The organism is Ralstonia sp. TCR112, from assembly GCF_007997035.1.
GTDB lineage: Bacteria > Pseudomonadota > Gammaproteobacteria > Burkholderiales > Burkholderiaceae > Ralstonia > Ralstonia edaphi.
Map to the genome: position 1 here is coordinate 56,449 of NZ_VOSS01000006.1, position 20,961 is coordinate 77,409.

At 66.1% G+C, this 20,961-nt stretch carries 19 protein-coding genes and 1 pseudogene; 14 read left to right on the forward strand and 6 right to left on the reverse strand.

All coding sequences use genetic code 11. The features are described from left to right. Positions 1-27: 27 nt before the first annotated feature. Entirely contained in the window at positions 28-948 is a 921-nt protein-coding gene (locus tag FUT88_RS02920) for a LysR substrate-binding domain-containing protein (RefSeq protein WP_147213737.1), read from the reverse strand. Between the two features lie 135 nt (positions 949-1,083). Between FUT88_RS02920 and FUT88_RS02925 the strand changes: the two genes are divergently transcribed. From FUT88_RS02925 to FUT88_RS02935, 3 genes are read left to right on the forward strand one after another with little or no spacing between them, the layout of a single operon-like run. After that, positions 1,084-2,493 carry a VOC family protein gene (locus FUT88_RS02925; RefSeq protein ID WP_147213738.1) on the forward strand — a complete coding sequence of 470 codons (1,410 nt, stop codon included), beginning with the start codon at positions 1,084-1,086 and terminating at the stop codon, positions 2,491-2,493. Beyond that, a complete protein-coding gene (locus tag FUT88_RS02930; RefSeq protein ID WP_147213739.1) occupies positions 2,490-3,740 on the forward strand; it encodes a PLP-dependent aminotransferase family protein in 1,251 nt (416 codons plus the stop codon). The genes FUT88_RS02925 and FUT88_RS02930 overlap by 4 nt, the downstream gene beginning before the upstream one ends. 37 nt (positions 3,741-3,777) lie before the next feature. Beyond that, complete coding sequence (locus FUT88_RS02935; protein ID WP_147213740.1) at positions 3,778-5,217, forward strand: FAD-binding oxidoreductase; 1,440 nt, start codon at positions 3,778-3,780, stop codon at positions 5,215-5,217. On the opposite strand, the gene FUT88_RS02940 is transcribed toward FUT88_RS02935, so the two are convergent. Next, positions 5,202-6,044, reverse strand: a complete 843-nt coding sequence (locus tag FUT88_RS02940) for an IclR family transcriptional regulator (protein WP_147213741.1) — start codon at positions 6,042-6,044, stop codon at positions 5,202-5,204. The two genes, FUT88_RS02935 and FUT88_RS02940, sit on opposite strands and share 16 nt — an antisense overlap. A 187-nt stretch (positions 6,045-6,231) precedes the next feature. Between FUT88_RS02940 and FUT88_RS02945 the strand changes: the two genes are divergently transcribed. The 8 genes from FUT88_RS02945 to FUT88_RS02980 all read left to right on the forward strand — a co-directional run bounded on the left by FUT88_RS02945 (position 6,232) and on the right by FUT88_RS02980 (position 14,542). Then, positions 6,232-7,296: an ABC transporter ATP-binding protein gene (locus FUT88_RS02945; protein WP_147213742.1), complete on the forward strand. Its 1,065-nt coding sequence runs from the start codon at positions 6,232-6,234 to the stop codon at positions 7,294-7,296. After that, positions 7,293-8,150 carry an ABC transporter permease gene (locus tag FUT88_RS02950; protein WP_147213743.1) on the forward strand — a complete coding sequence of 286 codons (858 nt, stop codon included), beginning with the start codon at positions 7,293-7,295 and terminating at the stop codon, positions 8,148-8,150. The genes FUT88_RS02945 and FUT88_RS02950 overlap by 4 nt, the downstream gene beginning before the upstream one ends. Before the next feature lie 10 nt (positions 8,151-8,160). Next, entirely contained in the window at positions 8,161-8,955 is a 795-nt protein-coding gene (locus FUT88_RS02955) for an ABC transporter permease (protein ID WP_027679828.1), read from the forward strand. A 13-nt stretch (positions 8,956-8,968) separates the two neighbouring features. Continuing rightward, complete coding sequence (locus tag FUT88_RS02960; RefSeq protein ID WP_027679827.1) at positions 8,969-9,295, forward strand: (2Fe-2S)-binding protein; 327 nt, start codon at positions 8,969-8,971, stop codon at positions 9,293-9,295. Then, entirely contained in the window at positions 9,295-10,725 is a 1,431-nt protein-coding gene (locus FUT88_RS02965) for an NAD(P)/FAD-dependent oxidoreductase (protein ID WP_186829222.1), read from the forward strand. The genes FUT88_RS02960 and FUT88_RS02965 overlap by 1 nt, the downstream gene beginning before the upstream one ends. Then, positions 10,718-11,851, forward strand: coding sequence for an NAD(P)/FAD-dependent oxidoreductase (locus FUT88_RS02970; protein WP_147213744.1), 1,134 nt, complete (start codon positions 10,718-10,720; stop codon positions 11,849-11,851). The genes FUT88_RS02965 and FUT88_RS02970 overlap by 8 nt, the downstream gene beginning before the upstream one ends. Positions 11,852-11,877: 26 nt before the next feature. Beyond that, the gene (locus FUT88_RS02975) at positions 11,878-12,942 is read left to right on the forward strand and encodes an ABC transporter substrate-binding protein (RefSeq protein WP_147213745.1); all 1,065 of its coding nucleotides are present in this window, start codon (positions 11,878-11,880) and stop codon (positions 12,940-12,942) included. Between the two features lie 67 nt (positions 12,943-13,009). Next, positions 13,010-14,542 (forward strand): aldehyde dehydrogenase family protein, encoded by a 1,533-nt coding sequence (locus FUT88_RS02980; RefSeq protein ID WP_147213746.1) that lies wholly within the window; start codon positions 13,010-13,012, stop codon positions 14,540-14,542. A gap of 71 nt (positions 14,543-14,613) precedes the next feature. On the opposite strand, the gene FUT88_RS02985 is transcribed toward FUT88_RS02980, so the two are convergent. Beyond that, positions 14,614-15,879 (reverse strand): serine hydrolase domain-containing protein, encoded by a 1,266-nt coding sequence (locus tag FUT88_RS02985; protein ID WP_147213747.1) that lies wholly within the window; start codon positions 15,877-15,879, stop codon positions 14,614-14,616. A gap of 159 nt (positions 15,880-16,038) precedes the next feature. Between FUT88_RS02985 and FUT88_RS02990 the strand changes: the two genes are divergently transcribed. After that, complete coding sequence (locus FUT88_RS02990) at positions 16,039-16,956, forward strand: LysR substrate-binding domain-containing protein (RefSeq protein ID WP_147213748.1); 918 nt, start codon at positions 16,039-16,041, stop codon at positions 16,954-16,956. 9 nt (positions 16,957-16,965) lie between these two features. Here the strand turns inward: FUT88_RS02990 and FUT88_RS02995 are convergent, their stop codons facing one another. Both FUT88_RS02995 and FUT88_RS03000 read right to left on the reverse strand, forming a co-directional pair. Further along, positions 16,966-17,874, reverse strand: coding sequence for an alpha/beta fold hydrolase (locus FUT88_RS02995; RefSeq protein ID WP_147213749.1), 909 nt, complete (start codon positions 17,872-17,874; stop codon positions 16,966-16,968). Positions 17,875-18,046: 172 nt separating this feature from the next. After that, positions 18,047-19,117 carry an NAD(P)H-dependent flavin oxidoreductase gene (locus tag FUT88_RS03000; RefSeq protein WP_147213750.1) on the reverse strand — a complete coding sequence of 357 codons (1,071 nt, stop codon included), beginning with the start codon at positions 19,115-19,117 and terminating at the stop codon, positions 18,047-18,049. 148 nt (positions 19,118-19,265) lie between these two features. Here FUT88_RS03000 and FUT88_RS03005 point away from each other — a divergent pair, with 148 nt between their 5' ends. Both FUT88_RS03005 and FUT88_RS03010 read left to right on the forward strand, forming a co-directional pair. Continuing rightward, entirely contained in the window at positions 19,266-19,847 is a 582-nt protein-coding gene (locus FUT88_RS03005) for a CGNR zinc finger domain-containing protein (RefSeq protein WP_147213751.1), read from the forward strand. 116 nt (positions 19,848-19,963) lie between these two features. Then, the gene (locus tag FUT88_RS03010) at positions 19,964-20,737 is read left to right on the forward strand and encodes an SDR family NAD(P)-dependent oxidoreductase (protein WP_147213752.1); all 774 of its coding nucleotides are present in this window, start codon (positions 19,964-19,966) and stop codon (positions 20,735-20,737) included. On the opposite strand, the pseudogene FUT88_RS26375 reads toward FUT88_RS03010, so the two are convergent. Beyond that, positions 20,730-20,961: pseudogene (locus FUT88_RS26375) on the reverse strand (hypothetical protein); the annotation flags it as partial. The gene FUT88_RS03010 and the pseudogene FUT88_RS26375 overlap by 8 nt on opposite strands.

Here is a 20,961-nt window from a genome sequence, read left to right on the forward strand (position 1 = left end):
TTCAGCGCTTTCCGGCAACGCTGCGCCTTACCCGGCAGCCGGCGTTTGCATGAAGTCTTGGGCCACCTTCACGAGCCAAGTCCGCAGGGCCTGCAGCGGCGGATAGCCTGCGCGGCTCGTGGGCCAGGCGAGGTAATAGCGCTCGGTACTTTCCATCTCGGGCACATGCGGCAACGCTCGCACCAGGTCGCCCTGCTGCAGCTCGTGGGCGATCAGGAAACGCGGCAGCAACGCCACGCCCAGTCCCGCCACTGCAGCTTGCGCGGCGGTGGCAAATTGGTCGAACAGCATGCCTTGGGGTTCCGCACCCGCCACCTGATGGCTCGCCAGCCAACGCGGCCAGGCATCGGGGCGTGAGGCCAGATGCAACAGCGGCGCATGCAGCAGATCGCGCGGCTGCGCAAAGCCGTAGCGGGCGAGCAACGTCGGGCTGCAGGCGGGCACGACGGTTTCGCTCATCAGCAAGGCCAGCTCCGCCCCCGGCCAGTGCGGCGTACCGAAATGAATGGCCGCATCCACCGCCTCCAGTTGAAAGTCGAACTGCGACAACCGCGTCGTCAGATTGATGGTGATGCCGGGGTGCTCGTCAAAAAACGCCGGCAGGCGCGGCGCCAGCCAACGGGTGCCGAAGGTCGGGAGGATGGCCAGATTCAAGCTGCCGCCCTGCGGATTGGTACGAAACCCCACCGTGGCGCTGGAGATGCGCATCAACGCGCCGCGGATTTCCTCTGCATACGCCTGGCCCGCCGCGCTCAGCCGCACGGTCTGGCGTTCCCGCACGAACAGTTCGGCGCACAGGCGCTCTTCCAGCGCGCGGATCTGGCGGCTGACGGCACTTTGCGTGAGGTGCAGCTCGGCGGCGGCCGCCGTGAAGCTCTGGTGGCGCGCGGCGGCCTCGAACGCGCAAAGCAGGGACATCGGCGGCAGAAAGCGGCGAGACAGGAACATGGAAGCGCAGAAGTTGTGCGGTGCGAAAGTGGCCCAGTCATTCTAATTTGGAATGACCTTAGGCCGGATTATCGTTTGACCGCCGCTCCTTGCCCAACCTAGCATCGCTTCACCACTGCCCAATCCCACTCAGTCATGAGCACTGCGCATCAACTTCCCGCGTCGAACTTCATCGACGCAAACGAAATCCGCTCGCGCTTTTCGCGCGCCATGTCGGCCATGTACCGGGAGGAGGTGCCGCAATACGGCATGCTGGTCGAGTTGGTGGCAGACATCAACGCGCGCACGCTGGACGCCCAGCCCGCGCTGCGCGCGCAGATGGCGCAGTCGGGCGAACTGGAGCGGCTGGATATCGAGCGCCACGGCGCCATCCGCGTCGGCACGGCCGCCGAGCTGGCCACGCTGCGCCGGCTGTTTGCCGTCATGGGGATGGAACCGGTGGGTTACTACGATCTGTCGGTGGCGGGCGTGCCCGTGCATTCGACGGCGTTCCGCCCAGTGACCGACGCCGCGTTGTTGGCCAACCCGTTTCGCGTGTTCACCTCGCTGCTGCGGCTTGAGTTGATTGCCGACGCCGCCCTGCGCGACAAGGCCGCCGCCATCCTGGCGCGCCGGCAGATCTTTACCCCGCGCGTGCTCGAATTGATCGCCCAATGCGAAGCCGACGGCGGTCTGGCCGATGCGGATGCCGACGCGTTTGTGCGCGAGGCGCTGGAGACCTTCCGCTGGCACAGCACCGCCACGGTCGACGCCCAGACGTATCGCGCGCTGCAAGCCGCTCACCGTTTGGTGGCCGACGTGGTGTGCTTCCGCGGCCCGCACATCAACCACCTGACACCGCGCACGCTCGACATCGACGCCGCCCAGGCCGCCATGCCCACACGCGGCATGGATGCCAAGGATGTGGTGGAAGGCCCGCCGCGCCGCGACTGCCCCATCCTCCTGCGCCAGACCAGCTTCAAGGCGCTGCAGGAAGCCGTACGCTTTACTGACGATGCAGGCGCCCACACGGCGCGCTTTGGCGAAATCGAGCAGCGCGGCGTGGCCCTCACGCGCACGGGCCGCGCGCTGTATGACCAACTGCTGGCCGAGGTGCGCAGCATGGGCAACGCCGGCAGTGCCGCACCCAACTACGGAAACCGATTGGCCCAGGCGTTCCGCGCCTTTCCCGATAGCCATGACGCGCTGCGTGCGCAAGGGCTGGCGTTCTATCGCTACACGCTCACGCCGTCGGGCCATGCACAGACCGACGCAGGCACGGCACCCGATGCATCGTTGGACGAACTCCTGGCCAAGGGTTGGGTGCAGGCCGACCCCATCACGTATGAAGATTTCCTGCCGGTCAGCGCGGCCGGCATCTTCCAGTCCAACCTGGGCGGCGAAGAACAGAAGCAGTATCAGGCCCACGCCGCGCAGCAGGCCTTCGAGGCCGCGCTGGGCGCACGCGTGCATGACGAAATCGCGCTGTACGAAGCCGCGCAGCAGCGCTCCATCGATCAGGTGCGCGCCGTGCTGCGCGGCACGCCCGTGATGGATGCTGCATGACAAGCTCGCATGCCCCAGCCGCCATGCCCGGCTTTGCGGCCCCGTTTGCAAACCCCGCCGGCTCGCCCATCCGTGAACTGTTTCCGTACCTCAGCCAGCCGGGGATGATCTCGCTGGCGGGCGGCTATCCGTCGCCCAGCCTGTTCGATGCCGAAGGGCTGGCACAGGCCGCCGGCCGAGCCATGACGGGCGATGCGCAGGCCTTGCAGTACGGCGCGACTGAAGGGCTGCCCGTCCTCCGCGCAGCCCTCGCCGCATTGATGGAAGCGCGCGGCGTCCAGGCCAGCGGCGAACAAATGATGGTCACCACGGGCTCGCAGCAAGCCTTCGACTTGCTGGTGCGAGTGTTGATTGAACCGGGGGATACGGTGTTGGTGGAAGTGCCCGCCTACCCTGCCACGCTGCAAGCCTTGCGTCTGGCGCAGGCCCGCATCGTGCCCGTGCCGATGGACGAATATGGCCTGCAGACCGATGCACTGGCCGACCTCCTCCATCAACTGCCTGCCACGCAGCGCCCCAAGCTGCTCTACACCGTGCCGAATTTTTCCAACCCGCGCGGCACGCTGCTCGCTGCCCAGCGGCGCGAAACCCTGGTGCAGCTGGCCTGCACGCACGGCTTCTGGGTGGTGGAAGACGATCCCTACGGCGAGCTGCGCTTTGATACGGCAGACGGCGACGCCGCTGCCATGCCACCCACGCTGCGCGCGGTGGGCGATCGGCTGGCCGTGGGCGGCACGAACCCGGTGGTGTATCTCTCCAGCCTTTCCAAAACCGTCGCACCTGCGCTGCGGATCGGCTGGATGCTGGCCGATGCCAGCCTGCTGCGCCGCTGCGCCATCGCCAAGCAGACGGTGGATCTGTGTACGTCTCCGCTGGCGCAGATGGTGGCGGCGCGCTATCTGGAAAGTGGCCGCTATCCGGCCACGGTGCAGCGCGCACGCGTCGAATATCAGCGGCGCATGCAGGCGCTGGTGCAAGGCATCGCCACGCAGCTGGATGGCCGTATGCAGTGCGCCGCGCCGGCGGGCGGCATGTTTGTCTGGGCCACGTTCGCGCCGTCGATCGACCCGCAGGCGCTCTTCGATGCCGCCGTGTCGCAGCAGGTGCTGTATGTGCCCGGCAAGGCGTTCTACCCGGACAACGCGCAGCTCAACACCATGCGCCTGTCGTTTGCCGCGCCCGAGGTGCCGCAGATCGAACAGGCCGTGCAGCGGCTGGCGGCCGCCGTGGCGCTGGCCATGCGTTGACGCCTGCTCAGACAGAGACCACCTTCATCGCGTAGTCATGACACCCGACAACCTGATTCCGGCCTTGCGCAACATCGTGGGCGCCGCCAATGTTCTGACCGGCGACGACTGCGCCGAATACGAATCCGATTGGCGCCAGCGCGTGCGCGGCAAGGCGCTGTGCGTGGTGCGGCCCGGCTGCACGGCCGACGTGGCTGCGGTCGTGCGCGCATGCGCACAAGCCGGTGTGTCCATCGTGCCGCAAGGTGGCAATACAGGGCTGGTGGAAGGCTCGGTGCCGGATGCCAGCGGCGAGCAAATCATCCTGAGCCTGCGCCGCATGCAAACCGTGCGCGCCATCGACGCCGCCAACATGACGATGACGGTGGACGCCGGTTGCGTGCTCCAGTCGCTGCAGGACGTGGCAAGCGGGGCCGGCATGCTGTTCCCGCTGAGCCTGGGTGCGGAAGGCAGTTGCACCATCGGCGGCAACCTGGCGACCAATGCGGGCGGCACGCAGGTGCTGCGCTATGGCAATGCGCGCGAGCTGTGCCTGGGGCTGGAAGTCGTGCTGGCGGACGGCCAGGTCTGGGAAAACCTGCAAGGCCTGCGCAAGGACAACACCGGCTATGACCTGCGCACTCTGTTCATCGGCAGCGAGGGCACGCTGGGCATCATCACGGCGGCCACGCTGCGGCTGTATCCGCAACCGGCCGCGCAATTGACGGCGTGGGCCGCCGTGCCGTCACTGCAAGCCGCCACGGCATTGCTGGCGTTATCGCACCGGCATCTGTCTGCGGCGCTCACGGGTTTTGAGGTGATGAGCCAGGAAGGGCTCAGGTTGGTCGATGCGCACTATCCCCATCTGCGCGTGCCGATGTGGCGCGAAACGATGTGGTGCGTGCTGCTGGAAGCGTCCGACAGTGAATCCGAGGCGCATGCCCGCGCGCAGTTCGAACGCCTGCTCGAAACCGCGATGGAAGACGGCATCGTGACCGACGCAATCATTGCCGAAAACATCCGGCAGGCGCACGACCTGTGGCACATCCGCGAGAGCATCACCCTGGCCCAGGCAGCCGAAGGGCCCAACATCAAACACGATGTCTCGGTGCCGATCTCGCGCATTCCCGAGTTTGTGGCGCAAACCGATGCGCAGCTGCAAGCGCTCGCGCCCGGGCTGCGGCTCATCAACTTCGGGCACCTGGGCGACGGAAACCTGCACTACAACGTGCAGCCGCCGGCCGGGGCGGACGCTGCGGCGTTCGTCGCCGCGCATGAGGCTGCGATTGGCGATGCGGTGTACCAGTCCGTCCACCACTTTGGCGGTTCGATCTCGGCCGAGCACGGCATCGGCGCGCTCAAGCGCGACCACCTTCCGCACTACAAGGCGCCGGTCGCCCTGCAGTTGATGCAAACCATCAAGCAGGCGCTCGACCCGCAATGCCTGCTGAACCCGGGGCGCGTGCTCGAACGGCGGCCGGGTCAGATGGCGCGATAGGTATCGCTCACGGCCATCGATTGCATCGGGCGGCGCAGCGTCGGATCGAATGGATTGATCTGCGTGGTCAGGCGATTGGCCTCGCGCAGCAGCATGTCGTAGACGATGGGCAGGCGCTCTGCGCTCAGGCGGTTGGCGAGCGTACCCACGGAAAGCGCGGCGACGACGTTGCCGTTGCGATCGAATACGGGCACGGCAATACCGGCCATGCCTTCGAGCAGCCCGTCCGTCTTGGCGCTGTAGCCGCGCTCGCGTGCCTTCCTGACCTCGGAGCGCAGATAGACCTCGTCGTAGACGCTGTAGTGCCGGATGCGCGGCAGGTTGTAGCGCAGCACCTCCTCCTGCTCGGCGTCGGGCAGGTGCGCGAGGATCACCAGCGCGCCCTGGCCCACACCGAGTTCGATGCGTCCGCCCACATCGCCGGTGAACGTGCGAATCGGGTATTGGCCCTCCACGCGATCCAGGCACACCGCATCGAAACCCGAGCGCACCAGCAGCAGCACCGTGTCGCCCAGGCTGGCATTCAGCCGCAGCAGGGCCGGCCGGGCGACGGAGCGCAAGTCGTTCACCGCGCCCGCCTGGGCCGCCAGGCAGAAGAGATCCAGGCTCAGCCGGTACAGCTTGTTCTGCTGATCCTGCTCGACCATGCCCTCCTGCGTCAGCCCCTGCAGCAGGCGGTGCGTGGTGGCAGGCGTCATTCCCAGCGTCTTGGCCAGGTAGGTGACGCGCACACCTTGGTGCTGCTGCTCCGCCATGGTGCGCAGGATCTGGAAGGTGCGGTGCATGGCGCTGCGCTGATGCGCGTCGTCGTCGGAATCTACGGACATAAAGCTGGAATGGACTGAATTTGGTTGATCGATTGTATTCCGGTGATCGGAATAAATACGAGAAAAATTCCAATTACAGCGTATACACCTAGGCGAAATCGATGTTTTGGCACACCTGTTGCAATAGCATATCCATATTGTTCAATTGGAAGAGTCTGGCGACGCCCCCAGTCGCAAGGGATGACCGATGAGTTTTCTGCGCCTGAACCATGTCTCCAAGCAGTACGGCGACCTCCGGGTCGTCCAGGACTTCAACCTGAACGTGCACAAGGGCGAATTCGTCTCGCTGCTGGGCCCGTCGGGCTGCGGCAAGACGACGACGCTGCAGATGATTGCGGGCTTCGCGGAGGTGACCGAGGGCTCGATCGAGCTGGACGGCAAGGACATCACCCGCGCAAAGGCCAACGCGCGCGGCCTGGGGATCGTGTTCCAGACCTACGCGCTGTTTCCGCACATGACGGTGCGCGAGAACGTGGAGTTCGGGCTGGAGATGCGCAAGTGCCCGGCAGCGGAACGCCGCGAGCGCGCCCTGCAGACGCTGGCGCTCGTGCATCTGGACAAACATATCGACCGCTACCCGCGTGAGCTGTCGGGCGGCCAGCGCCAGCGCGTGGCCCTGGCGCGCGCGCTGGTCATCAAACCGCCGGTGCTGCTGCTGGACGAGCCGCTGTCGAACCTGGACGCCAAGCTGCGCGAAGAGATGCAGTTCGAGTTGCGTGAAATCCAGCGCAAGGTCGGCACGACCACCATCATGGTCACGCACGACCAGGCCGAAGCCATGTCGATCAGCGATCGCGTGGTCGTCATGGAAGCGGGCCGCATCACGCAGGTGGATACGCCGCTGGCGGTGTACGAGCACCCTCGCAACGCGTTCATCTCGACGTTTGTCGGCAAGGCCAACCTGCTGCATGCGGCCGTGGTGTCCGGTGCCGATGGCGAACGTCACGCGGCGGTCGGGTCCGTGCAACTGGCGCTGCCGCCTGGCACGCCCGTGGGCAACAAGGTCGTGCTGGCGCTGCGCCCCGAAAAAATGACGTGCAACGCCGACGGCACCGGCCGCTGCGAAGGCCGCGTGACCGAACGCTTCTTCCTCGGCAACCAGTGGATGTACACCGTCGACACGCCGCTTGGCGCGATGCTGGTCTCAGCCGTGAACGATGGCGACGCCCCGCGCGAAGTGGGTCAGACCGTCGGCGTGGATTGGGAAGACCGCTATGTGCGCGTGATCGATACCGAGGGGACCGCAGCATGAGCCGCAGACCGATCTGGGTGCCGTGGAGCATGGCCGGCCCGGCGCTGGCGCTCTTCGGCGTGATGCTGTTCGTGCCCCTCGCGCTGAGCGTGATGCTGTCGTTCAACGCGTTCGACGCCGACAAGGGCCCGATTGCGGGCACCTTCACGTTTGCGCACTACCTGCACGTAGTGCAAGACCCGTACTACTACGAAATCTTCTGGCGCACGCTGCGCGTCTCGGCGCTCGTGACGCTGATCTGCATCGTGATCGGCGCGCCCGAGGCCTACATCCTGAGCCGGATGCGCAAGCCCTGGCGCTCGATCTTCCTGCTCATCATCCTCGCTCCGCTGCTGATCTCGGTCGTGGTGCGCGCATTCGGCTGGAGCATGCTGCTCGGGCCCGAAGGCCTGATCAACGCGGCGTTCAAGGCGGTCGGCATCGGCCCGGTCAAGCTGCTGTACAACGAGACGGCCGTGGTGATTGCGCTGGTGCACGTCATGCTGCCGTTCATGGTGATTCCGGTGTGGACGTCACTGCAAAAGCTCGACCCGTGGGTGGAAAACGCCGCGCTGTCGTTGTCCGCGTCGCACTTCACGACGTTGCGCCGCGTGGTGCTGCCACAGGTCATGCCGGGCATTCTGTCGGGCAGCCTCATCGTCTTCGGCCTGGCAGCCAGCTCCTTCGCCATCCCGGGCCTGCTGGGCGGGCGCCGCGTGAAGATGGTCGCCACGCTCATCTACGACGAATACCTGAATGAACTGAACTGGCCGCTGGGCGCAGCCATCGCGCTGATCCTGCTGGCGGCCAACCTCGTCATCATGCTCGGCTGGAACCGCATGATCGAAGGCCGCTACAAGAAGACGTTGGGCTGAAGGAGCGCACATGCAAAAGAACGGACCGCTCGCGCTCATCTTCAACGCGCTCGTCATCACCTTCATGCTGGCACCGCTGGTGATCGTGTGCATCGTCGCCTTCACCCCCGAAGAAACGCTCACGCTGCCCACCAGTCATTTCTCGCTGCGCTGGTTCGACCAGGTGCTGCATCACCCCGACTTCGTGCAGTCGTTCTGGAACAGCCTCTGGCTAGGCCTAGCCGCGGCCACGCTGTCGACCGCACTCGCGGTGCCGGCAGCCATGGCCATCGTGCGCTACCGCGCGCCGGGGCTGCAGTATCTGCAAGGCGTGTTTCTGTCGCCGCTGATCATTCCGCACCTTGTGCTCGGCGTGGCGCTGCTGCGGATGTTCTCGCTGGTGGGCGGGCAAGGCAGCTTCGGCTGGTTGATCTTCGCGCACGCGCTGATCGTCACGCCGTACACGATGCGGCTGGTGATGGCGGCGCTGGTGGGCTTTGACCACTCGGTCGAGCACGCGGCCTATTCGCTGGGCGCGAGCAGCTTGACGGTGTTCCGCCGCATGACGCTGCCGATGATCCTGCCGGGCATCACGGGCGGCTGGCTGCTGGCCTTCATCAACAGCTTTGATGAACTGACGATGTCGATCTTCGTGGTGTCGCCCGCCACCGTCACGCTGCCGGTGCGCATGTACATGTACGCCACGGAATCGCTCGACCCGATGATGGCCGCCGTCTCGGCGCTGATCGTCTTCCTCACGCTCGCGTTGATGCTGCTGCTGGACAAGGTCTATGGCCTCGACCGGATTCTGATCGGCAAGCATTGAGACAGAGATCAAGATGAACGCTCCTGCAAACCGCTCTGCCCGCGCGCAGCTCCAGCGCCTCAAAGAGCGCAACCGCCCCACGGTGGCCTTCGTGCTGGACGGCCAGCCGGCTGAAGCCCTCGCCGGGGACACCGTCCTGACGGCCGTGCTCACGCACACACGCCAGTTGCGCATCAATGAATTCAGCCAGCAACCGCGCGCCGGCTTCTGCCTGATGGGCGCATGCCAGGACTGCTGGGTGCGGCTGGCCGACGGCAAATCGCTGCGCGCCTGCCAGACCATGATCGAACCCGGCATGCACATCTGCACGCAGCCGGCCGGCAACGAGGGAGCCGCGTGATGACGCAACCCGCCCCCACGCTGCAGCGGCAGTCGCAAGCGGATCTGCAGCCCGTCATCATCGGTGCCGGGCCGGCAGGTGTGCGTGCGGCGCAGACGATGCTGGCGCACGGCCTCAAACCCATCGTGCTGGATGAAGCGCCGCGCTCGGGCGGCCAGATCTATCGCCGCCAGCCAGACGGCTTCGCCCGGAGCGCCGCAGATCTGTACGGCACCGAAGCTGAACGTGCGCAGGCAATACACGCCACCTTCGACCGCCTCCAACCGCAGATCGATTACCACCCGCAGACCCTGGTCTGGAATGCGCAGCCCGATCTGCTCGACCTGCTGCACGTGCCAACGCGCGCGGTCAGCAGCCTGCCGTGGCGCGATGTGATCGTCGCGACCGGCGCCACCGACCGCGTGCTGCCCATCCCGGGCTGGACGCTGCCTGGCGTCTATACGCTGGGCGGCGCGCAAGTCGCGCTCAAATACCAAGGCTGCGCGATTGGCGATGCCGTGGTGTTTGCCGGCACCGGCCCGCTGCTGTATCTGGTGGCCTGCCAGTACACCAAGGCCGGCGCGAATGTCGTGGCGGTGCTCGACACCGCACCGACCTCCGCGCGCTACAAGGCGGCACCGGCCATGCTGAGCCAGCCTGCCGTCATGGCCAAGGGGTTGGCGCTGGTTGCCTGGCTCAAGCTGCACGGCATTCCCATGCATCACGGCGTGCGACTGCTCCGCGCCGAAGGCGATGCGGCGGTCGAGCAACTCGTGTGGCAAGACAGCGCCGGCCGCGAGCAGCGCACGGCGTGCTCCGCGGTGGGCCTGGGCTACGCGCTGCGGCCCGAAACGCAGCTCGCCGATCTGCTGGGCTGCGCGTTCGAGTTTTCTGCGCTCCACCGCTGCCATGTACCGCGCATCGATGCGATGCGGCGCAGCTCCGTCCCGGGCGTGTATCTGGCGGGCGATGGTGCGGGCGTCATGGGTGCCGACGCCGCCGAGTCCTCCGGTGAATTGGCCGCGCTCGCCCTGTTGCAGGATCGGCAAATCACCGTCGATGCCGATCGTTTGGACGCGCTGCGCCGGCGCCTGCAGAAGATCGAGCGGTTCCGCCACGCGCTGGAAATCGCCTTCCCGTTTCCCGATGACTGGGCTACGCACGCCAGCGACGACCTGGTGGTGTGCCGCTGCGAAAACGTCACCGCGGGCACCCTGCGCCAGACGGCTGCGGAATGCGGCGTGCATGAACTGAACCGCTTGAAGGCGCTGTGCCGGGTCGGCATGGGCCGCTGCCAGGGCCGGATGTGCGGCGCGTCGGCAGCAGAAATCCTGGCGCACGCGCAGTCCGTGCCGCTGGCACAGGTGGGCCGATTGCGCGGGCAGGCTCCGATCAAGCCGCTGCCGCTGGATGTGACCGAGGTGATCGAACCGGAGGGCCACCATGCGTGAGCAGCTTGCATGCGACGTGGCCATCATCGGCGGCGGCATCATGGGCAGCGCGACCGCGCTGTTCCTGCGGCGGCGCGGGCTGACCGTCACCTTGCTCGAACGCGACCTGTGCGGCTCGCGCTCCAGCGGCGTCAATTTTGGCGGTGTGCGGCGCCAGGGACGCTCCATCGAGCAGCTGCCGCTGGCCCAACGTTCGCACCAGATCTGGGGGCGCCTCACCGAGCTGATCGGCACCGAGGCCGAGTACGAGCGCAGCGGGCACTTCAAGATCGCGCGCAGCGTGGCGGACATGGAATCGCTGGCCAGCTATGCAGCGCGCAGCGAGGGGTTTGGCCTCGGGCTGAAGCTCATCGAGGGCCGGGCCGCGCTGCAGAAAGTTTTTCCGATGGGCGGCGAACAGATCGTCGGCGGCTCGCTGTGCCCGGAAGACGGACAAGCCAATCCGCGTCTGCTGTCGCCCGCATTTGCCCGCGCCGCCCAGGCTGCCGGCGCCGATGTGCGCGAGCACGCGCCGGTGCAATCGGTCGAGCACGACGGCACGCGCTTCGTCGTCCATGCGCGCCAGCATGATCGCGATCTGGAGGTCAAAGCCTCTGCACTGGTCAACTGCGCCGGGGCGTGGGCCGCCCAGTTTGCCGCGCAATGGGGCGAGCCCGTACCGATGTTCACCATCCCGCCCACCATGGGCGTGACCGAGCCGCTGCCGTTCTTCCTGCCCTGGAGCCTGGGCGTGGAAGGTGGCGGCATTTACTGTCGCCAGGTGCGGCGCGGCAATGTGGTGTTCGGCGGCGGGCGCGGCTACGTGCTGGATGACCAGCGCGCACGCTCGTCGCACGTGGCGATCCTGCGCCAGCTGCCGCAACTGGCGGCGCTGCTGCCGCAGCTCACCGGTGCCCACATCATCCGCACCTGGAGCGGCACCGAAGGCAACCTGCCCGACGACCAGCCCGTGATTGGCCCCAGTGCCCGCCGCCCCGGCCTGTTCCACGCGTTCGGCTTTGCCGGCGCCGGCTTCCAGCTTGGCCCCGGCGTGGGCGATGTCATGGCCGAGCTGATTGCCGAAGGCCGCACCACCACGCCGATCGAGCCCTTTTCCATCCAACGCTTTCTGCCACCCGCAGCTTGATGCACTTGATGCCCCAGGAGACCACCATGCTTGTGAAACACGCGAAAACATCGTTCACGTCCGTCATTGCTGCGGCTGCCGGTATGGCCCTGCTCGCCGCGGGCACCGCCCACGCCGACACCAAGACGCTGTACATCGGCATGAACGGCGGCAACATGGAACGCACCTACACGCAGTTCGTATTCCCGCCGTTCGAGAAGGCCAACAACGTCAAGGTCGTCGTCGTGCCCGGCACCTCGACCGACATCCTCGCCAAGGCGCAAGCGACCAAAGGCAAGGCGCAGATGCACGTGATGACGCTGGACGACGGTGTGATGTTCCGCGCGATCGGCATGGGGCTGTGCGAAAAGCTCAAGCCCTCGGCGAACCTGTCGGCGGTGCCCGCCATTGCGCACCTCAAGGGTGATTACGCGGTCGGCTTGTCGATGGGCCTGACGGGCCTGGCCTACAGCACCAAGATCTTTGCGGACAAGGGTTGGACGCCGCCCACCTCGTGGGGCGACCTGGCTGACCCGAAATACAAGGGCAAGGTGGTCGTGCAATCCATGCCGGCTTCGTCGTTCGGGCTCGATGCTTTCCTGATGTTCAACCGCATGAAGGGCGGCACGGAAAAGAACGTCGATCCCGCCTTCAAGGCATGGCCGACCACCATCGGCCCGAACGTGGTCGAGTACATCCCCAACTCGTCGAAGGTGGTGGAGATGATGCAGGCCGGCGACGCGGTGCTGTTCCCGTACACGCTCACGCAGGTGGAGCTGATGAAGTCCAAGGGCATCCCGATGGAATTCGTCGCGCCCAAGGAAGGCGCCGTCGTTCTGCTCACAGCGCAGTGCGTGCTGGCCAACAATCCGGATGCAGATCTGGCGCAGAAGCTCGTGGACTACCTGATCAGCCCCGAAGCCCAGGCGCTCGCCATGGAAAACGGCTCCTACAATCCAGTCAACCCCAAGGCGCCGCTCAAGGGCAAGGCGGCAGAGGAGCAGAACAAGATGAACACCATCCTGAAGACGGCCGTTGCGCTGGACTGGGACGTGATCAACGCCGAGCGCCCCGAGTGGAGCAAGCGCTGGAACCGCATCGTCGAGCGTTGAGCGTTACGCACCTCCGCATCGCAACAGTTTTTCGATTGAACACGAGAGAAGAGCAAGGATTCACGCCATGTCAGATTCCCGAACACGATTGCAGACCGTACTGAAGGCCCTCGGCCTGGACCTGAAGGCCTATGAAGGCACGGACTGGACGAGCCGCGCCCCGCGCGATGGCACGGTATTGGCGACCGTGAAATCGCATACCGCCGGCCAGGCCGAGGCTGCCATCCAGAGCGCGCATCAGGCGTATCTGGCATGGCGCATCGTGCCGGCACCCGTGCGCGGCGAACTCGTGCGCCGCCTGGGCGAGGTGCTGCGCACGCACAAGGCGGCGCTGGGCGAACTGGTGTCGCTGGAGGCCGGCAAGATCACCTCCGAGGGGCTGGGTGAAGTGCAGGAGATGATCGACATCTGCGACTTCGCCGTCGGCCTGTCGCGGCAGCTGCACGGCCTGACCATCGCCAGCGAGCGCCCGGGGCACCGGATGATGGAAACGTGGCATCCGATGGGCGTGGTGGGCATCATTTCGGCGTTCAACTTTCCGGTGGCGGTGTGGTCGTGGAACGCCGCGCTCGCCCTGGTGTGCGGCAACGCCATCGTGTGGAAGCCGTCGGAGAAAACGCCGCTCACCGCCATTGCATGCCAGCACCTGATGCAGCAAGTTGTTGACGCGTTCAATGCAGAGAAGCCGGGCGCCATTCCTGCTGGACTGAGCCAACTGCTGATCGGCGGGCGCGACGTGGGCGAAGCGCTGGTCGCCAGCCACCTGGTGCCGGTGGTCAGCGCCACGGGTTCGACGCGCATGGGCCGCCAGGTGGGCGTGAAGGTGGCGGAACGCTTCGGCCGCTCGATCCTGGAGCTGGGCGGCAACAACGCGATGATCGTCACGCCGTCGGCGGATCTGGAACTGGCGGCGCGCGCCATCACCTTTGCCGCCGTCGGCACGGCGGGCCAGCGCTGCACGTCGCTGCGCCGTTTGATCGTGCACCGCTCGGTGGCCGATACGCTGCTCGCTCGCCTGGAAAAGATCTACCAGAGCATCGCGATTGGCGACCCGCTGGCTGACGGCACGCTGGTGGGCCCGTTGATCGACCAGGCGGCCTTCGACGGCATGCAGCAGGCACTCGCGCAGGCCCGCGCCGAAGGCGGCGAAGTGCTGGGCGGCGAGCGCGTGCGCGAAGACCTCGGCGCCGACGCCTGGTACGTCCGTCCTGCGCTGGTCAAGATGCCGAAGCCGACCAAGGTGATGGAAAGCGAAACCTTCGCGCCGATCCTCTATGTCGTGACGTACGACGGCGACACCGAACAGGCCATCGCGATCCAGAACGGCGTGCCGCAGGGCCTGTCGTCTGCGATCTTCACGGCCAACCTGAGCGATGCCGAGCGCTTCATGTCGTCGGCGGGCAGCGACTGCGGCATCGCTAACGTCAACATCGGCACGTCGGGCGCCGAGATCGGCGGCGCATTCGGCGGCGAGAAGGAAACCGGCGGTGGCCGGGAATCCGGCTCGGACGCATGGAAGGGCTACATGCGCCGCGCCACCAACACCGTCAACTACAGCGGCGCGCTGCCGCTGGCGCAGGGCGTCCGGTTCGACGTTTGATCCGCGTCTGATCGATGTGATGTTCGGGCGGCGGCGCGCGATGCCCCGCCGCCTTGACGGTCAACACGCGCTCAACGCGCCGCGCCGCCCACATCGGTGATCGCGCTGTAGACCAGCGTGCGCAATTGCCGGCGCACAGGGTAGGCAGACGAAGGCAGCACCTGGGTCAGGAACAGGCCGATCAGATCCTCCTGCGGGTCCACCCAGAAGAAGGTGCCAGCCGCGCCGCCCCAGAAGAAATCGCCCGTGCTGCCGGGAATCAACGTAGCGGCCTGCGAGATCGTGGTTGCAAAGCCCAAGCCGAATCCGACGCCGTCGTACGCGGCCTCGCTGAACATCGAAGGCGGCGACAGGGTCGACATGTCGGCCCCGCCCGGCAGATGGTTGGCAGTCATCAGCGCCACCGTTTTCGGCCCCAGCAGGCGCACGCCGTCCAGCTCTCCGCCCTGCAGCAGCATGCGCGAAAAACGCAGGTAGTCGGCGGCCGTGGAAACCAAACCACCGCCACCGGAAATGAAGCTGGGCGGCTTCAGGTAAGGGCTGGTGCGCGGATCGTCCTGCAGGACCGGCCCGCGATCGGACACCACCTTCGAACCCATCGCTCCCACGGCATAGCACGCGCAGAAGCGCGACGCCTTTTCTTCCGGCACATGGAAGGCCGTATCGACCATGCCCAGCGGATCGAAAATCCGCTCCTTCAGGAAGGTCTCGAACGGGATGCCACTGATCTTGCCGACAAGGTAGCCGAGCACATCGGTGGAAACAGAGTAGTTCCACGCCTCGCCCGGCGAGAACTCCAGCGGCACGCCGGCCAGCTTTTGGATCATCTCGTCGAGCGTGCCGCCATTGGCGATGTCGCCGAGCTTGAGCCGACGGTACGCTGCGTCGACATTCGTGTTCTGGTGGAAGCCGTAAGTCAGCCCGGAGGTATGACGCAGCAGGTCGACCATGCGCATTGGGCGCTTGACCGGGCGCGACTGGAAGCCTTCCATGAAGCCGCCGGCGTGCACGCCGAGGTTCGCCCACGCGGGGATGAATTTGCTGACCGGATCGTCCAGCGCAACCTTGCATTCCTCCACCAGCATCATGAACGCCACTGACGTGATCGGCTTGGTCATCGAATAGATGCGGAAGATCGAATCTTCAGCCAGCGGCACCTGGCGCTCGCGGTCGGCCCAACCCAGCACGGAGTTCAACGCCAGCTCGCCGCGCCGCCATACTTGGGTGAGCGTACCGGGGAGCTTGCCGGTCGCGATGTAGGCGTCATCGATGAAGCGCTCGACGCGATCGAGCCGATCGCGGGACATCCCCTGCGTTTGCGTGCCTTGCCTGTCCATGCCTTCTCCTTGCATTGATGCCAGACTCCGATCCGGCCTGCGCCGATGCTGACCCGCGCAGCCCGCCCAGCGACACTGTACAGCGCCGAACCATGGGCCGCGAGAGCGCCCTGCCAGCGCCTATGCTTCAATGCGGTTCGACCCCAACCCCGTCCCGACATGAAGCGCTTCGACGACCTGTACCTCTTCACGCGCGTGGTGGAAGCCGGTGGCTTTTCCGCCGCCGAGCGCGCCACGGGCATCCCCAAGTCGCGCCTGAGCCGGCGCATTGCCGAACTGGAGGCGCAGCTCGGCACGCGGCTGCTGCAGCGCTCAAGCCATCGCGTATCGGTCACGCCGGTTGGCGAGGCGGTGTATCGGCATGCGCGCGACATGGCCGATGCGTCTGCGGCCATTGAAGCGCTGGCCGGTGCGGCACGCAGCGAACCGGCCGGCGTGCTGCGCGTCGGCACCTCGCCGTTGCTGGCAGAAACGCTGCTGGCGGGTTGGCTGGCCGAATTTGCCGATGCACATCCGAAGCTGCGCATCGAGCTGGACTTGTCCAACACATACGTCGACCTGATCGAGCAACGCATTGACGTGGCGATCCGCGCGGCCACCGGGCCACTGCCTTCGCGCGATGTGGTGGCGCGGCATCTGGTGGTCTCGCCGCGCGTGCTGGTGGCGAGCCCCGCACTGATTGCGCGTGTGGGCGAGCCGGACACGCCCGCCGCGCTGGAAAATTTTCCCTGCCTGGGGCAGGGCTCGCTCACCCGCAGCCGCGATTGGGTGCTGCAGGATGCGCGCGGCCATCGGCTGTCACTGCCGATTCGCCCGCGCTTTGCCAGCGACAACATCATCGCCCTGCGTGAAGCCGCCATCGCGGGCCTGGGCCTGACCATCCTGCCGCAGCATTGCTGCCATGCGGCGCTTGGCGGTGGCCAACTGCGCAGGGTGCTGCGCGGCTGGACGCCTGAACCGGCCGACCTGCACGCGCTCTATCCGTCGCGCGCAGGTGTGCCGCCTTCAGTGAAGGCCCTGGTGGCGTTCCTGCGCGAACGCTTTGCCGCCGAAGCCACCATGCAGCCGATGCCTTGACGCCGCGCGTTACTTCACCACGCGGCCAAGGAAGTCCAGCATGCGGGCACCAATTTCCGCATGGTGCGTCTCCAGCGCAAAGTGGCCGCTGTCGACAAAGTGGATCTCAGCATCCGGCAGGTCGCGCTTGAAGGCCTCCGCGCCGGGCGGAATGAAAATGGTGTCATTGCGGCCCCACACTGCCAGCAGCGGCGGACGATGCGCGCGGAAATACGCATGCAGCGCCGGATACAGCGCCACGTTGCTCGCGTAATCCAGGAACAGATCCATCTGGATGTCGAGCTGGCCCGAACGGCTCAGAAAATATTGATCCAGCAGGTAGCCATCCGGCGCGACGCGCGTCGGGTCAGGCACGCCGTCCAAGTATTGCCACTGCGTCATTTCGTCGGAGACGATCGCATGCAGCTCGCGGCGATGCGCTTCGTCGGGGTGGTTCCAATACGCCTTGATGGGCGCCCACGGGCCTTCGCCCAGCCCCGCCTCATAGCCGTTGCCGTTTTGCGTGACGATGGCGCTGATGCGCTCCGGATGCGCCATCGCCAGGCGCCAGCCCACCGGCGCGCCGTAATCGAACACGTAGATTGCGTACCGCGACAGGCCGATCGCCTGCGTAAAGCCATCGACCACATGCGCAAGGTTGTCGAACGTGTAGCGGAAACCGCTCGGCACCTGCGTCAGGCCAAAGCCGGGAAAGTCCGGCGCCACCACGCGATAGCGCTCAGCCAACTGCGGAATCAGGTTGCGGAACATATGCGATGCGCTCGGAAAGCCGTGCAACAACAGCACGGTGGGCGCATCGGCGGGGCCGGCCTCGCGATAGAACATGCGTACACCTTCAACATCCACCGTGCGATGACGCACAGCGGCGGGGGCATACGCATCGACAACCAGATCAGCGGTTCGGGCAGGGGCGTTCATGGCAAGGCTCCGGATGGGTTTCGAGGAAGAGCGACGAAACCATCGTAACCATGTAAACATACTTTTTCAAGTTACATAAAATTTTCCCATTGCTCGCATGCTGATTTGTGATGCGAAACAAAGCGGCACGCCGTCTGGCGTGCCCGCGCGAGAAACGATGCAGCAGAAAAACTCAGGTGAGTCGCTCAAGCGCCTGTGCCGCAATGCGCCGCGTGATGGCTTCAGCGGAGTCTTCCGTGGCGAGCCGGCCGGCCTGGCCCGACCACAGATTGATGAAATCGCCCGAGCCGGTCGGCTCCGTCTTGGCGCGCAACGGCGCCAACGCGCCGCCGGCTGTGGGGAAGGCCGGGGCAAACGGGCTCATCGGGCCGATCTCGCGCATCAGCCGGTTGACGATGCCGCGCGCCGGTCGGCCGGTAAACAAATTGGTGAGCGCGGTGTCGGCATCGGTTGCCCGCTTGAGCGCCGCGCGATGAATGGCCGAGGTCTTGGCCTCAGGCGACAGCATGTACGCCGTGCCGATCTGCACCGCCGATGCCCCCAGCGCGAACGCTGCCACCACGCCGCGCGCATCGCCGATGCCGCCGGCCGCAATGATGGGCACTTTCACCGCGTCGGCCACCTGCGGTACGAGCGCGAACGTGCCGACCTGCGATTCGATCGTCTTGGCGAGGAACATGCCGCGATGGCCGCCCGCCTCGTTGCCCATGGCAATGATGGCGTCTACGCCACGTGCTTCCAGCCAGCGCGCCTCTTCCACCGTGGTGGCGGCGGAGATGATCTTCGCCCCTGTAGCCTTCACGCGGGCCTGCAACTCCGGTGTCGGCAGGCCAAAGTGGAAGCTCACCACCTCCGGCTTCAGCTCCTCCACCACCGCGCAGGTCGCCTCGTCGAACGGCGCCCGGTTGACGGCCGGCGCTTGCGCATTCAAATCGATACCGAATTCGGCGTAGTACGGCGCCAGATGGGCACGCCATTTGGCATCGCGCTCAGGGTCCGGCTGCGGCGGCGTGTGGCAGAAGAAGTTCAGGTTGATGGGGCCGCGCACGGCCGCCCGAAACTGCTCGACCTGCTGGCGGATCTGCTCGACGTTGAGCATCGCGCACGGCAGCGAACCGAGGCCCCCGCCCCGCGCCACGGCAATCGCCAGCTCCACGCCGGCCACCCCCGCCATCGGTCCCAACACGATGGGCACTTCGATGTTGAACAACTCCAGCACGCGTGCATCGGGCCATGCGCTCATGATCGTCTCCGGCAAGTTACTTGGATGACACATGGTAATGCGGTGGGCTTTTCAGCGGATTGATCCGTTGAAACGCACGCGCAACAAGTAACTGGCATAGTTTATTAAATTGGTTACAATTCAACCTACCGCCTTTTCGAAAATCGCCATGCCCGCACCCGCTGCTGCCGCCGATGCTCCCCTGCTGATCGCCGACGATCCGGTGCTGGACATGCTCAACACCGTGGCCAACATCAACGGCCAGACGCACGATTTCTGGCAGAACGACGCCGATGTCTCCGACTGGCTGGTACGCGCCGGCTGGCTTGCCGAGCCCGTGGCGGGCCGCTATCCGCCTGGCGTGCTGCTGGCCGTGGCGCGGCACCTGCGCGAAGTGATTCGCACCTTGGTTGAAGCACGCAAGTCGGGCCGTGCGACCAACGCCGATGCGCTGAACGTGTTCCTGCGGCAAGCGCCAAGCCATCCTGTGTTGATCTGGGAAAACGGCACCCCGCGCGTCGAGCGCCTGCGGCCCACCGATTCGGTCGAGCAATGTCTGGCGCCGCTGGCCGAAGCCGCCGCGCATCTGCTCGCCGAAGGCGATTTCCAGCTCGTGCGCGTGTGCGAACACCCCGAATGCACGCTGTGGTTTTACGACCGCACGAAGTCGCACAAGCGCCGCTGGTGCAGCATGGCCCTCTGCGGCAACCGGCACAAGGTGGCGGAATACCGCAAGCGCCAGCAGGGCTGATTGCACTTCAGTCGTTCCAATGCTGGAACGCCGCGTCGCGGCCAAACGGGCTGCGCACAAGCCGGCGGGTTCGTAACCTGTTCTCCCGAAACATCGCACCCATTCAGGAGAACAGCATGTCTGAAACTCAAGCCACCCCGTCCACGACTGCACAACGCCTGGCAGGCCGCACCGCCATCGTCACCGGAGGCTCGCGCGGCATCGGCGCCGCCGTGGCGCATCGACTGGCCGCCGACGGCGCGCGCGTGGCCGTGGTCTATCGCAGCAACGCCGCAGAAGCCGATGCCGTGGTCAACAGCATCCGCAGCACCGGCGCACAAGCCATTGCCGTGCAGGCCGACGTGAGCGATGCCGTGTCGGTTGACGCAATGGTGAGCATCGTGCGCGAGGCCTTCGGCGCCATCGACATCCTCGTCAACAATGCCGGCATTCTGGAAAACCAGCCGGTCGGCAGCATCGACCTTGCGTCGTTCGACGCGCAGTTCCGCACCAATGCGTTCTCGACGATTCTCGTCACGCAAGCGCTGCTGCCGCATGTGCCGGCGCGCGGCGGGCATATCGTGAACGTGTCTTCCAGCCTGGTGTACCGGCCGCGCGCAGGGCTCGCAGTGTATGCGGCAAGCAAGGCCGCCGTCAGCGCCCTCACCCACGCGTTTGCCATAGAACTGGGCCCGCGCAACATCACCGTCAACGCCGTGGCCCCCGCCCTCACGCGCACCGACATGACCGCCCCGATTCCCGATGAAGTGAAAGCGCGCATGCGCGAATCGACCCCGATGGGCCGCCTGGCCGAACCGGAAGACATCGCCGACGCCATCGCCTTCCTGGCCTCGGACGACGCCCGCTGGATCACCGGCCGCACCTTGATGACCGACGGCGGCTTCATCTAACAACCCGCTCCTCCTGCCGAGGCTGGCTAAGACGCCAGCCCAGGTGCACGGACGGTGTGGCCGTACCCTGCCCTATGCGGCGCTTGAATTTTTGTGAGCGGGCGGAAAAAGGAAGGAGGCTGTCTGAGCGCAGCGAGTTTGCCTCCTTCCCCGCGCGGTCACGGAAATTCAAGGAAGGGGTCGCCGCATCGGGCGCGGCCTTTCTTTGCTTACCTTTCTTTGGC